Source organism: Psychrobacter sp. ENNN9_III (genome assembly GCF_001462175.1).
Taxonomy (GTDB): Bacteria; Pseudomonadota; Gammaproteobacteria; order Pseudomonadales; family Moraxellaceae; genus Psychrobacter.
The window spans coordinates 1-14,648 of record NZ_LNUO01000200.1 but is presented as its reverse complement, the minus strand read 5'-3'; the positions used below and the strand labels follow the sequence as shown (position 1 = coordinate 14,648).

7 protein-coding genes and 1 tRNA gene are annotated in these 14,648 nt (G+C 43.1%); 3 read left to right on the top strand and 5 right to left on the bottom strand.

Annotated elements, in window-relative coordinates:
- Nucleotides 1–72 precede the first annotated feature (72 nt).
- The 4 genes from recD to PENNN9_RS13185 form a co-directional block, all read right to left on the bottom strand.
- On the bottom strand, nt 73–2,358 hold the full coding sequence (gene recD / locus PENNN9_RS12080; protein ID WP_058369905.1) for an exodeoxyribonuclease V subunit alpha: 2,286 nt from the start codon (nt 2,356–2,358) through the stop codon (nt 73–75).
- Nucleotides 2,359–2,530: 172 nt separating this feature from the next.
- On the bottom strand, nt 2,531–7,030 hold the full coding sequence (locus PENNN9_RS12075; RefSeq protein WP_413771753.1) for a UvrD-helicase domain-containing protein: 4,500 nt from the start codon (nt 7,028–7,030) through the stop codon (nt 2,531–2,533).
- 165 nt (nt 7,031–7,195) lie between these two features.
- A complete protein-coding gene (locus PENNN9_RS12070; RefSeq protein ID WP_227511823.1) occupies nt 7,196–10,399 on the bottom strand; it encodes an exodeoxyribonuclease V subunit gamma in 3,204 nt (1,067 codons plus the stop codon).
- The gene (locus PENNN9_RS13185; protein ID WP_227511822.1) at nt 10,396–11,562 is read right to left on the bottom strand and encodes an exodeoxyribonuclease V subunit gamma; all 1,167 of its coding nucleotides are present in this window, start codon (nt 11,560–11,562) and stop codon (nt 10,396–10,398) included. Before PENNN9_RS13185 ends, PENNN9_RS12070 begins: the two co-directional genes overlap by 4 nt.
- A 487-nt stretch (nt 11,563–12,049) precedes the next feature.
- On the opposite strand from PENNN9_RS13185, the gene PENNN9_RS12065 reads away from it, so the two are divergent.
- The 3 genes from PENNN9_RS12065 (at nt 12,050) to PENNN9_RS12050 (ending at nt 13,642) form a co-directional block, all read left to right on the top strand.
- Nucleotides 12,050–12,565 (top strand): hypothetical protein, encoded by a 516-nt coding sequence (locus PENNN9_RS12065; protein ID WP_058369903.1) that lies wholly within the window; start codon nt 12,050–12,052, stop codon nt 12,563–12,565.
- A gap of 80 nt (nt 12,566–12,645) precedes the next feature.
- Nucleotides 12,646–13,245: a hypothetical protein gene (locus tag PENNN9_RS12060; RefSeq protein ID WP_058369902.1), complete on the top strand. Its 600-nt coding sequence runs from the start codon at nt 12,646–12,648 to the stop codon at nt 13,243–13,245.
- 321 nt (nt 13,246–13,566) lie between these two features.
- Nucleotides 13,567–13,642, top strand: a tRNA-Arg gene (locus PENNN9_RS12050).
- 255 nt (nt 13,643–13,897) lie between these two features.
- Here the strand turns inward: PENNN9_RS12050 and PENNN9_RS12045 are convergent.
- On the bottom strand, nt 13,898–14,648 hold a 751-nt coding region (locus tag PENNN9_RS12045), incomplete at its 5' end, for an IclR family transcriptional regulator (RefSeq protein WP_058369900.1).

Sequence of the window (14,648 nt, the reverse complement as noted above, 5' to 3'; positions counted from 1 at the left end):
TCCGATTTGGATGCTTTTTTATTGGCGACACTTTTTGAAGTTAAATAGATAAATATTATTAGCTGCTATCACCTACTCTATCGACCCTTCAAACTGCAAGCTTAATCCTGTCTGGCGCACCGTTGGTGTGGCCAAAGCTTGTGTAAATGCGCTCTCTGTGCTGAATATCGACACCTGCTTTTTTGCTCTCGTTACCGCTGTATAGATCAACTCTTGGCTAAGCAGACGGGCATTATGATCGTCAAAGCTAATGGCGACATGCTCAAACTCAGAACCTTGTGACTTATGAATCGTCATTGCATAAGCCGTCGCAACCATCTCATCACTGAGCATATTTACTGAGATACCTTGTGTCTTATTCTCAAAAAACACCTGTAAACGCCCGCCTTCAGTTTGTAGGCAAATACCAATATCACCGTTAAACAAACCAAGCTCATAATTGTTCTGCAATATCATGACAGGTCGACCGTGGTACCAAAGAGATTTGGATAAGGGTAGTTTTAATTGATTGCGATGCTGCTCACCTAGGTAGCGATTAATAGAATGATCCCCGCAGCGTCCATAATGTCCAGCAGTGAGTACTCTAAATTGATTAAGTAGTGAAATTAGTTCATCGTAAATTGCGATATACTCTGCCATTGGCATGGATTTGGTGATTTTTATCCTTGTTAAAGTCTTATTGGTCTGATTTATATATAATTTATAACATTCGAGTATTTTTGAATAGAACTTATAATTGTTTAGGCTATTTTTTATAGTATTATCTTTATTATTTATATCATTTTCTATTTGCGTTGAGGGTGTATGAGTCAGATGATAGAAGTCTAAAGTCTCATCCTCACGCATTAGCTGCCAAACGGTTGTCATACTACTCTCTACCTCGCTGGCATCTTGATTGATTAGCTTTGCAAGCTTACCGATACCGGACTCCGCTGTGAAGCGGCGACTAACCTCTAAACGCTGGTGTACATCTTGTAACGCTGGTATGCGGCATAAGTCCGCCAGCACTGCCCCAGCGTCTACTGCCGCTAGCTGATTAGCATCTCCTAATAAAATTAACCGAGCTTTTGGCTTGACTGCACTGACCAAATAGTTGGCTAACTCCACGCCAAGCATAGAAGCTTCATCTACGATGACAATGTCTTCGCTTAATTGATTGTCTTTATGATAGCGAGGCTGTCCACCCTGCCCAATACCTAACAACCTATGGATGGTCTTAGCCTCTGGCAGCTGCATGGCTACACCTGCATGTTGTAATGCGTCCTGTAAGGATTCCTGCATACGCTGAGCTGCTTTACCCGTTGGGGCAGCTAGGGCAAGGTTTACGCTATTGGTGGATACCTCCCCTACTTTGTCTTCTATTTCGCCCTCTGACTGTGCTTGATGGAGCGCCATTACTAGCTGAGCGACGGTAAACGTCTTCCCCGTACCTGGCCCACCAGTAATTATACTAAACGCTGAGCGATTGGCCATATGAATGGCATCTTGTTGCTCGGTGTTCAAAAGTGGATTTGATGCAATCGGTAAAGTATCAACGGTCTGATTCTTAATACGAATGATGTGGCGCGCGAGTGCATACTCTGCCTGCCATGTACGATGTAGCCATAGAGTTAGTACTAGTTTTTGTTTATCAAACTGCGTGTTTTCTTTTACTTGAAAAACGATCGGGCTATCGTTGTGATTATTGCTGTGTTTACTGAAGTCATTCAGACTATCTTGAATTAATGGATGCTCTTTCAAAGTTCGTATGAATTTGCTTAGGCTATTTATTGATGACACCTCTATGTCAGCAGCTGCGATTGTTCTCAAATACTGATAAAGTTCAGTCGCTGCCCTATAGCGTTGCTGTAGAATTTGCTGCTCGTATTGCGTTAGTGTCGACTGTAGTAACGCAGCATTCCATAAAGCGTGCTCATTGCTCATAAGCGAATCAATATCAACTACCTGACCCAAGATGCCTTCAGCTTGACTCAATAGTGGTTGTAATAGCGGTTGTATTAGCTGCTGTTGCCAACTTAAAAGCTCAGTATAGCTCTCAGAGCCTAACTTCAAGTCTGCTTGGCTGTCATCGTCTGTGAGAATGACGACGGTATGACCCTCTTCTAAGCGCTGTATAAGCACCTCAAAGATAGCCTCAAACAACCAATCCTGTGTGGCAGGGTTTATATCACTTTCATCAAGTCGCAATTGAGCTTGATAGGCTGCCTGCGTCTGCCCTCTTCGTTGCAATAAATACTGGCTAATGGTAGTCGCCCAACTACTGCCAATATCGATAGCGCCTTGATTTTGGCCACTGCTCGCTACTTGCTGTGTAATGTTTGTAGATTTATCTGTTGACTCAGTTGTTGATTTACTCATTATTCATCCATTTTTATCATTATTTTATAATCGTACTATAGTTTATGCTAAAAAAAATTGACGCACTCTATCCCACGTGCTGCTGGTATTAATTTCTCTTGCGTGCTGTGCCTACGCAGCTCGATGCCGCGCGAAATTAATACCAGCAGCACTGTACCTATTCTAAAGGGTGTTAACTATATGCTTTAGGAGTGCCAAACATCTCATCAAGCGCTTGGATACGGCCATAGCTATTAACGTTGCTGTCGATATGTTCAACATTATCGTTCTGACTATTTTGTGTATCGATACCGCGTAGGAATAGGTACTCTACCGCGCCTAGATACTGCTCTTCATTGCCTTCATAATCATGTAAGCGTAACCGTAAAAAACGATGTAACGCGACTTGATAGATGGCTGCTTGTAGCCAATAACCAGCTTTATTCATAGCGGCGCTTAAGCTTTTATAATTATAATTACTTAGGCTATTTCCTAGATAATTACTTTTATAGTCCACCACATAAAACTTGCCCGCGTACTCATAAACCAGATCAATCTCACCGCGCAAATAGCGATAGATATGATCAGAGTACTGCGCTGTTAACTCTATATGCTTATCAGGATCGTCAGGTAGGTGCTGCTTAAAGACCTCGTTAATACGTTCAGGGGTAAAGTCATCAGCCAGTCCCATATTGAAGCTCAGCTCGGCAATACGTTGTTTGGGCGAGATGGCTTGTAATGGCTGCCCTGAAGCTAACAGTGGCGCTGCTAGTACGTCTGATACCCATGTCATTAGCTCATCATGAGCAACGGCTAATTGACTGTCCTCTTCTATAGGTACTACACTGGCACTTTCATTATCACTTGCGCTTGAGGGTATATCTTGTAGCAGACGCTGTTGGTTGGTTGCACTTGTATAGCTAACTGGTAGCTGGTATTGGCGAATACCTTGATCAATAATCGCCGACCATTTACTGTCATTATTAAAATCTATCTTTTCAAAAACTTCGTGCAAGAATGTACCCGCATTGGCGCCTCTTACAAAACGGAAGCGAATATTATCTGCCGTCATTAAAGCAGAGTTACTCTCGTTACCTTCTGCGTTAGTTATATTTCCAGATGTAGAGGCAGCCGACAAATTCGTACCATCTGTTAAATCTATACCATCTGTTAAATCCACACTATCCGTTAAGTCTAAGTCATCCTCTATACCATCATCAAACACAGCTAAGGCTTTACCTTGCTCACTCAGCTGCCGAGATAGTGCAGTAAAGCTGGTTTTTGCCCAACCCTTAAAGTAGTTTACTCGAATCTGTGCGTAGGCATCTTGGTAATCAATACGTGACATCATATTAGAGGCATCTTGCACTTCATTGTTATCAGTCTTCGCAGCTTTCTCATTAGCTTTGACTATAGTCTCAGCATTGTTTGCAACGGTACTATATTCTAGCCAGCCAATATGATCGTATAGGCGCTCTGGCAGTGTGAACTTGTGATCTTCACAACTTAGCCATTTAAGGCTTGGTTTACGTTCAGCACCCGTTTTGTTAAAGCTATCGGCTAACACCATATACAGCTGCTCACTGGCGCGGGTAAAAGCCACATAGGCTAAGCGCCTAAGCTCTTCGTAATTCTCAGTCGTTTCAAACTGAGCATAGTAATCCGTTGGCGTCTCGCCTTTTGCCGACTTACTATGCGGTTTGCCTTTACTAGCAGATAGGCGACGCTCGGTCTTGTTATTATCGTTAATATTATTGACGTTGTTATCGTTATTAATACTGCTATCAGCACTCTCGTGATCGAATAAAAATAAATTATGTTTACTGCTATCACCAGCTTTTTTACTAGTCCCATCCATACCAATGACATATACCACTGGAAATTCGAGCCCTTTAGACTTATGAATAGTCATCAGCTGGACACCTGACTCAGTCGGCAATGGCTGCTGTTTTGCCCATTCAGGTGTTCGTTTACTATTCATGTTTTTCTTATACCATGCCAGCATCTCATGCTCACCAATATGCATCCCGTACTGAGCTAAGATATCCATTAGATGGCGCAAATCCATAAGATAGCGTGCCCCATCTTCTAATTCTGCAAGACCTACCCAAATGCTTTGATGCTCTGTTGGACGCACTGTACGACTCTCTGTTCTGTAGGCCATTGGGTTATGGCCAAACAAATAATGCAGTGCAGATAAGATGCCATTATGCTGCCACTGGCTTGCCGCTATCTTTATATAATTTTGGAAATCTTGATAACGCTGCTTTAGTGCAGCTTGTTCACCGTCTACATCTGATACTCCAATAGCTTGCTCAGCGCTTAGCTGTTCTATGCTGTCGTCATCCACACTTTGCATGAGTGCTTGCACATCGTTGAGACTTAATTGGTAAAAATGGCTTGTCAACACTCGATTGATAATGTCACGGCGATGCGGGCGTAGCATTGCTTCTAGTAACGCTGCTAGATCAGCGGCTATAGGCGTGTCAAAGACGTTGTTCTCCGCCGTCTCGAGTGTCGGCACGCCAAGCTTAGCGAGCATATCTTCGACTTGCTTTAGATCCTTTTTGGTACGGCCCAATACACCGATATCACTTGGTTTTAATGGTCGTCCCTCTATGGTCTGCTGACTACCGAGAAGTGCGGCAATATGTAAGGCAGTCAGCTCACAAGCGTTGTGCTTAGCTTCTTTGTTATAAGGCAGATGGATGACACTAACTGGGCTATTTGATGCAATGGAAGCGGTTTCAGAAGATAGGCTGACAGTTTGTTCAGCGGTTGATTGCTGCCAAGATAATCGCGACTCCGTATTAACCGCAGTAATATGCTGGTAGTAAATACCCTTACCTAACTGGGCTAACTCATCGACAACGCCTGAACTTGTAGACTCATTCACATCGGTAGCAGGTTTTGTGCGTCCAAACCAGTGATTCAGTGCCGTGATTAAGCGCTCATTTGAACGTCGATTCACGTTCAAGCTCATAATATGCTTATCATCAAACCGTGCTTTCATGGCGTTGTAGTTGGCCACATCACCACCACGGAAACCATAAATCGCCTGTTTAGGATCACCCACCAATAATAAAAAACCGCGACTTCTGTCTTGAACACGAGGGTCTTTATCAGTCGTTCTAGACAAATAAATGCGCTCAATCATACGCGCCTGCTCACCATTGATGTCTTGCGACTCATCAATCAGGGCAATGGGATAATGATGACGAATGTAACGTGCCAGCCGCTGCCCTTGTTTACCGGTTAGCGCTTGATTTAGCCGTACCATCTGTAGAGCAAAAGTCGTCTCGCGGCGCTCTTCTAAGACCGATGGTAGCTTTTGTCTTACCTTTAACGCGATATCACGATTTAGGTTTTCTATAAGGCCATCCAGATACAGCTCAATCTGCGCAGTATAATCATGTAGCGCTTTTAGAGCCTGAATGCTATCAAGATTGATAAAGGTTTGGCGCGCAAGCTCTTTACCTTTATTAAAACCTTTGCCGCCATCGTCTTTACTGAGAAATGCATAAGGCAGTGCATCATAAAACTTTTGGGTTTCCTCATCCAAATGGGTAAAAAATGCCGCGCCGTTTTTTTGAATGGCAATTTGTATATTACCTATATGATCTACTTTAGTAGCAAGACTCGCATTCCAAGTCATCCCTTGCGCTTTGCGATAGTCTTTATCAAAGTACGGCTTTACGTCTGTTAGATCACAATTTTTAAAATCATCTAATGCTTGCTGGTAAGCATTAAAGTCTATTGGCTCGCCCAAATCAACAGGCTCAATAGGTGTGGAGATAAATTGCAAGGACTTCTGCGCCATGTTTAGATGCTCTGCTGGTGTGGTCAGACGATTGGTATGCTGTAATAATTGATATATCTTGGGCTGCTGATAGTACATATAACTATGATGCGCACGTACAGCATCATGAATGATACTCTCTATCACCGTCTGCTCATCATCGCTGATTTGCATACCCTGCTGATGTCCCGTCTCCGCGCTATATTCAGACAACCATTTTTGCGACAGGCTATCTAATGTACCAACAAACAGCTTATCTAACGTCGTCAGTACCAACGCACAGCGCCTGATAGCATCGGCTAGTGGATATTCTTCCGTATGATCCAATAGGTATTCAATCAGATGGCTATTGATAGGATCTGTCACGAGATCAGCCGTTGCTGCCAGCTTGGCTTGCTGCTCTAACCATTGCAAGCGCGCTTGCTTCTGCTCAGGACTCACCTTATTCGTATTTTTATCTTTTTTGGCGTTATCAGTGGATGTTGACTCGGCTTTCTTGGTGCTTTTATTCGTATTGTTAGTCTTAATACCATTAAATTGCGGGTATAAAATTGAATGAGTATTGGTATCAGCTTGCAGTTTATTGAGCCATTGCAGTACTTGATAAAAATCAACCAAGCGCGCATGGATACGTTCACGCATCTCAGCAGCCGCTGCCCGAGTAAAGGTAGTGGCGATGATATGTTCAGGAGCACGTTTGGCTTCAATCAGTAAGCGTAGGACAATGCCCGTCAGCGTCCATGTCTTACCTGTACCCGCTGAAGCTTCTATCAAGTACTTACCAGTTAACGGCACTCGAACTGCAGGCGGTTGCTCAGACTTTTCGGCCACCTTATCAACATCATTAACGCTATCGGTTGCAGTGCTAGCAAAAGTATCCGTTTCATGACTCATACTATTAAAGTCGCTATTAAGACTGCTGCTATCGTTATCATACTGATCCATAAGAAATCACTTGTTCAATGCTTTAAAATAATGCTACAAAAACACAAATTAGTACTGTAAGAGGTCTACATTTGAGAAGATTGTTAAGAAGTTATAAAACCAATAAAACAGGCTCTATAGCGGTTCCAACGCGTTATCCATCATCCCAAACAATGGCTGAGCTAAAGACGGTAAAGCATCGGTAAGCGCACTAAACGCATCTTGGTTTTGTAATATATATTGCCAAAGCTCATGCTGGGCGCAAGTATCATAAATGATATCGCTGTTAAAGCCTGCCCATAACCAGCTGTCAAAGTCACTACGCTTCGGCTGATAGCTTGTATCACTCTTTTCCGCCTCTCTCACCTTATCCAAATAAGTCATCGCATGTACAGGTAACACAGTCATCGGTGTAGTGCTGGCAATCTGTGCAAACTTAACCCATTTAAGCAGCTCTACTAAAGCCGTGTCATAATCTATCGGCGCAAGCGCAAAGGTCGCTTTACCTTTAAACTTTTTATATTCGTCGCTACCTTTACTAAAGCGCCAGATACTTTTGCCATCACCGTCAGCGACTTGTGCCTCATTAGTACGTCGCGACACTTGCCAATAGACATGCGAAAGCCAGAAACGTAATAAATGCTGGGTACGAGCGCTATTAGGTAAGATATTTAGCCAAAGCTTAGGTGAAATTACTGCATCTGCCGTATTAATCTCTAGCGGGACAACTCCCTTGATTTGCAGTTGACCTTGTACATTCATAGCAGGTGCTTGCACACTGACCATTTTTTCCACGCATGGGGTCAATAAGCTTAGGCACTGCTCCGTATTTACATCACTGTTCATACCAGTATTAACATTAATACCTAACGCTGTTAGCTGCTCGGCAAAGTCCTGGCATTGTTGGGTAATCTTTAGCTGTTGATACTGTAAGGTCGATTGACGGGCGACGCCAGCGGGCATGACTCGGTCATATAGCAAACCATTTAAACGCTTCGTTGTCTGCTGACGTTCTTCTGCATTATCACTATTAGTATAGGAGCTTGCGTACAAGTCAGTTAATAGCTGCGCATTCACTGCATAAGCACCCAAGCCTGATAACGCCAACGGCTCCTGATGTACGGTATCTTCTGTTGGCAACACAACATGCACTTGTTGCTCTTTTAAGAAGTGCTTTGCCGGATGACGTACATGATAGTACAAGTACTGCATATCGACCTGCTGAACATCAAAGAGCAACTCACTGTGCTCAGCGGTTAGCTCAATAGGCTGAGTGATGGTAGCAGCAATAGCAGCGTATTCAGCCTTATTAGGTAGCACGACTTTGATAGCATGATGCGGTGTGTCCGTATCAATTTGCGCTTGCAGACGCTCAAATACCTCTTGCCAGACTTTTGCAGGCGCATGAGTGCTTTTTTGATAGAGCTTTTCGCTTTGCATCGCGCGCGCTAATGACTGTATGAGCTCTTGACCGTCATCCTGCTCATTGTTTCTTTCAACATTATTTTCATAGCTAGAATTGGTAGATAAAGAGTCGGGCTGTACAAACACTTCATCTGCGAATGGTAGCGCTGGATGACGCGTGACAAGCCACTTCTCGATAAGTTCAGGTAGATAACGTTGCAGTTGAGCCGTTAAATCAGCCTGCGCATCTTTTTGAGCATTTTTAAGAGGATCCCATTGCCATTGCACCTCACCACGCAAAAACTGCAATAGCTCACTGACCGGATTGGCAGGCAGATGCTCATGGGTATCGGTTAAACGCTGACCATTATAAAAGATCCAGCACGCATTGCGCGCGCATAGCACGGCATCTAAAAATGCCCCATTGTCATCATCTTCACTAAATCTATCGCCGCGCTTGGCCAATCCCGCTTTCATCAAATCATAACGATTATCACGGTCGCGATTAGGAAACTCAGACAAATCCATATTGAGCATCACTACCAGTCCGAACGGTACATTACGCAGTGCACCGAAACGCCCGAAAGTAATAACCCCTGTCGGCTCGGCACTGACTTGCTGGCTTTCTAGCTCGTCCTCAATACTGCCCAGCATAAAGCTAAGCTTTAATGGCAAGGTGCTTACTCTCGATAGCTGCGCTTCTACTTGAGCGGCATTTAACTCGCTAGCGTCAGCAGAAGCCTTGCTAGCAGTTGCCTCAACATCTAATTGAGCATCTATTTGAGTATGATAACGCTGATAATGGCGATTAGCCCGTAAGCTACTTTTAAAACCGTTCATGGCATTGAAAATAGCACGCATAGGGCGGGTTTGATCGAGCGCGCCAAAGTATGGATGGATGATATGGTTTTCTATTCGGTCTAGCCAGTCCTCGGCTTTATAGCTTGCTTGATACTCATCTCGGCACTTATTAAGCCCGGCATGGACACGACACAAGGCTTCTACGATAGGCGCATCATTTAAACTAATAGCAGAAATAGGAACGGTCTTTTCCGCCAAGGTATCGTCTTGCCAATTGTCCGGATACAGACAATCACTAATACCCGCCTCTGGCATCACTAAACCTAAAGCGATTTGATCCAAAGCGTAAGCAAAGCTAAAACGGTAGTCATAGTCTGCGGTATCTAACGTCCGCTGCAAATGCGCCTCATCAAAACCGCGTACAAAGCCCGCCTGCTCTAATAAATCACAGCCACGGCTCATCTGCTCATGGGTTAAGCCAAGACTCTCATATAATGGCGGCAGCATTAACCAATCCATGACCACCGCCGCTTCAAAACGTGCTGTGTCACTACCAAGCAAACTATAAAAGCCGCTAATCGCCTCCCACAGTTGGCGAATTGATTTATCAACCACCCCCGTGACCTTGGCTGGTAGCGTCAGGCCATCTTGCCCCCTGCCTTGTACAAATACCGAGGTAATCAAATCATGATGACGCTCAACATCTGGTAATAGCACGACAATATCAGACAAGTGACGTGTACTACCATCGTCATTGGCTTCGTTGAGCCAACGACCAATCATTCCGCGTAGGACTTCAAGTTGACGTTGGAGGTTATGACAAGAGTGAATACTTAGGCTATGGTCATATTGTGAGATATTCCACTGACGCGGTTGCTCATGATATTTATTTTTTAGCGTATCATCGCTGTACCACTGTTCTTTTTGTTGATCTGAATTACTAGATTCTTTGCTTAGGCTATTTACGCTACTATTAACTTTCGGGCTATCAATCGTGGAACAATCTTCTGGCTCTTCTAAGTTAAGCGCCATTTGTGCCCCAAGCGCAGCACTTAAACGACCTGCTGTTACTTGCTGGGTTGAGCTTTCATCAAGCATCAGCACATCTTGTTGCAGGTGTGCCAACAGACTCATGGGGCGCTCAGCATCCTCAAAATTTGATATAGCTTGTTGTGAATCCTGATACTCACATCTTCTATATCAAACTTATCTTGCCAGTCCAATATAAAACCATCTTTATCCTCATTACCAGACAGCCCTGCCAGCATTGCAAAGGTCTCACGCGATTGTTTGCCAAGACGTGATAACAAGGTATGCCCGTAATCACGCAAAAACACACTTTCAGGATTAATCACCTGTTGGCGCTGTAGCCACTGCTTATCGACGATATCTGCCCAAAACAGCTGCGATGGATTGTAATGCAACAAGGTAATATCGAGATGTTTTGACAAACGCTGTAAAAAGTCCAGCTCATTTTGCGGCAACTGCTGAATCGTAAAAATATGCAATTGAGTCGGCAAGATCGACTTAATATCGACGCCTGTCTCACTGCTATTCTTGGTCATAACCTCCCAAAATCGGCGCTCAATGGAAGAGCGATGTTCATATACAGAGGCAAATAATAACCGCCATAAATGCCGCTGCGCCGCCTCTAGCTCTACATAATGCGCAACCAACCATTCAGGTGTCATGCCAGCGTACTGATCAAACTCTAACGTCAGCTTGTCCTTTTCAGCCACCAACGTCTCCACGTCTACCGCTTTATCCTGAGACCATAGCGTTAGCCACTCCTCACGGTGATTCAAATAACGACCAAATACTCGCGAAAAATCAGTCGCCAATGACCATAGCCGCACATCTTGCTGACTACGATCCGCTTCATCATCTATTAGCGCTGACAGTAATGGATATAGCGGATGCTTATCATCTGCCATAATCTGTGCTTGATAATAGGTAAAGTAACCGAACAGACGCCACTGCATCACCGAGCCAGTCAGTACTGCCACCTCTGGTACGGTAATAATCTCTTGCGTGCGCTGATTATTCTCTAACCAAGTATTATGCTCAGCCAAGATCTTTTGCATCAATGTCCATTGATACTGACCCCAAAACGTGGTCGTGACTAACGTGCTGATACCTGCTTGGCTCGCAATAGATTTATCCAGCCAATCACCAAGTACCATTGAGGGAACAATGACAATAAACTCTTCAAAAATTGGCTGGTTTTTGGATTTATACGCTGTTAGTAACTGTTCAACCAAAAGCTCGGTACGATGGGACTGAATAATTGTAAACATAAACAATAATCTAATTAAAATAAGATAAACAATACCTAGTGCACGCTACGATAATAGTGATGCAATGGGGCGGTATAAAGAGATTCTCTCGATTGTAGACGACTTGATAGAACATCCATAGAGATCATTCATGATAATATAGAACCATTATATCTAAACAGATGTTTTCTTGATATGATGGCTCTTAAAATAAAAGTCACCAATGACAACACTTATCAGCTCAAGATTGGCGGTCGTGCCAATTATATATTTCTGCTAAGATGACCTCATTTGATGATTGTAGATACTTGCGTCTAATAACATAAATAAAAAATACATACGCTGTAGCATAGTGTGCCACTGATGCTAGAGATTTACTAGCGTATTGCTCAGTCACATAGTCGCTTACGACAGTCAGTGTCGTTCAGCTTGCGTAAGGTATATATTTACAGTGAGCTTGACTAATATCTAAACCCTTTTAACTTCAAATACGAGATGACTGCCTATCATGCCATTGCGTCCCATTGATGCTATTTTTGTTCATCCTGAAAAGCGACTTTATGTCGTTTATTTTCGCGGTGAGCTGTGGCAATTACCTCGTATGAAAGTCGATCATGCGGCTTGGCAACGCCGGCAGACTTATGATGGTAACACAAAGTCGCTTTATCTTAGTCGCAATCAAATCGTTACCGATCCGATATTATCCCAAACTCTACGCACATTAAACTTACCGACCGCCATACGTGGAAGCACATTACCTCGCTTTGAAGCGTGGTGGGAAGTTCATGGTTTTGAATGGTTAAAGAAGCTACTTAGTAATGGCGAATCGCCGCTAGCCGCTCATCAATCCAGTGCAAAAACACCTGTTTTGAAAAATCAGTCTTTAGACAATACAAAAATAGATGTAGTAAACCCTATCGAAAAAACGGAGACACTTGAGTCTGCCAAATCAGCTACTGAAGAGAATGCTTTTGACAATATGCTGGCGGAACTAACCAATGAGGTATTGCATCATCGACCCTAAACAGAATTCTTAATCCCATTAGAAAAAAACCACTAAAATAATTTGAACCATATATTAAAATATAAGATGAGCAGTAACCTATGAGAGACTATAAGCTACTATTGGCAGGACTGGTTTTATTACTGCTTGCTATTTTTATTGGTATTTTTGCTTGGCTATGGAATAGTAATCGTAAAAATATAGACCCTCTTCCGATAACGGCAAGCACAAACGAAGATACCTCTACTGATGAGGACGACTCAGCTACTACTAGAATCTTGTATGTGCAAGCAGAAGACAGATTACAAGTTCCGTTAGATGATGTCATTGTCCGCTTTGAATCACGCTATCCTAAGCTGCAAGTGTTAGCACGCTACGTAGAGACTGATGAATTACTAGACTTACCAGACCTTAAAGCTTTGAAGAGTGCTACTACTTCTGACAATAACGCGATTGACGAAAATTCAAGATTTATTGTCAATACTGATATCATTATGGCCAATGATAAGATAACTAAAGACCGCTTAGCACCTTTGCAAACGTCTCTTAAAGCGTTGCAGGCTGAGCGTAATAAGACTGTTGATACCGCTGATACCAACTTAGAGAATGACGATAAGCGTGAAAATACTGAAACGTCAACTGATAATAAAGAAACGCGAAATCTATCATCTTTTAGCTATGCGCTAAAAGAAAGATTCTAAAACAATAGACGGCGTTATTTTAACAGAAAACCCTGCGGCTACGAGCTTCCGTAACTTCTTACTCTCAAGTGTGGGCCAACTTCTTACTCTCAAGTGTGGGCCAAGACATCCTAAAACAGCATGACTATGAAAATATTGAAGGCTACAGAAACGATGTGAATGACTTATTTAATCCAACATCGCGAGCCAAACCTCAAGCAGATGAAAGCTCGGTACAGGTGGCTGATGCCCTTAGTAATGGCGCATAGAGATGCATTATTTTTATTTGTCGTTGCTGATTGCTTTTATGCAGGCTTTTTTTTTACAATAGCGTTCCATAATGCGCCTATAGCTCAACAGGATAGAGCAGTTGCCTCCTAAGCGATCGATCCGAGTTCGAGTCTTGGTGGGCGCACCATCATATATAACGATACATAATAAAACCCCCTTGTATGCCAAGCGCTGCGAGGGGGTTTTGTTATATAGCAGCACTGCATGGTTGTTAAATTTTTAGGTTTTACTGTTGAAACCTTTTCATACCTTTAAGGCCAAGTCATGATAAAAAGATAAGACGACCAGTTGACTAAAGCCATATAAAGTGTACTTATTTTAGCTAATGAAGAATAGATTAGAATTTTTCTTAACGTATTACCCTATTCTATCGTCAATAACTTTATTCATAGTTTTGATTGAAAATAGCTGACAGCTCATTAGCAGCTTCCCTCATAAGAGGTACATAGCTGAGCAACTCTTCTAGACTTTTTCTCACTGTCGGGCCATGTGTAAACACTGTGGCAAATGATTGTTGATCCCCATTGGGAATCATGACTGCACACGCTACCATACCTGGAATAAATTCCTCATTATCTACGCCCACTCCCGTCTCACGCGTTGCCGTGATCGTTTGCATTAATTGCTTTTTATCGGTCTGAGTTTTGGTCGTTAGTGCATGTAACGACATTTTCTCAACGATACGTTCGCATTTTTCATCCGATAGCTGTGATAACAATAGTTTACCACTGGCACTGGCCCAAACAGGAATATGAGTGCCCGACGGTAAAAATATTTGTAGCGGCCAATCCGACATAACGCGATCGATATAAACCACGTCTAAGTCTTGTAAAATCGAAATACCTACCGTCTCTCCTATTTTCGCTGACAGCTCATTTAGTATGGCTAATCTTTCGTTTTTGAAATCACTGTTTTGTAGTAAGTTCATGGCAAGCTTATACGTGCGTTTTCCGCAAGTTACCTTCCCTGGTAAATCTAACTGAACGAATTCAAGATCCTGTAATTGATCCAATAATCGATACATACTCGGCACCGGCACTTCTAGTGTTTCTGCTAGGTCGCTGACACTCATTGGTCTTTGCGAGCGGGCAAGCACTTCTACTATCTGTAAAACACGCTCAACGCTTGAGCCT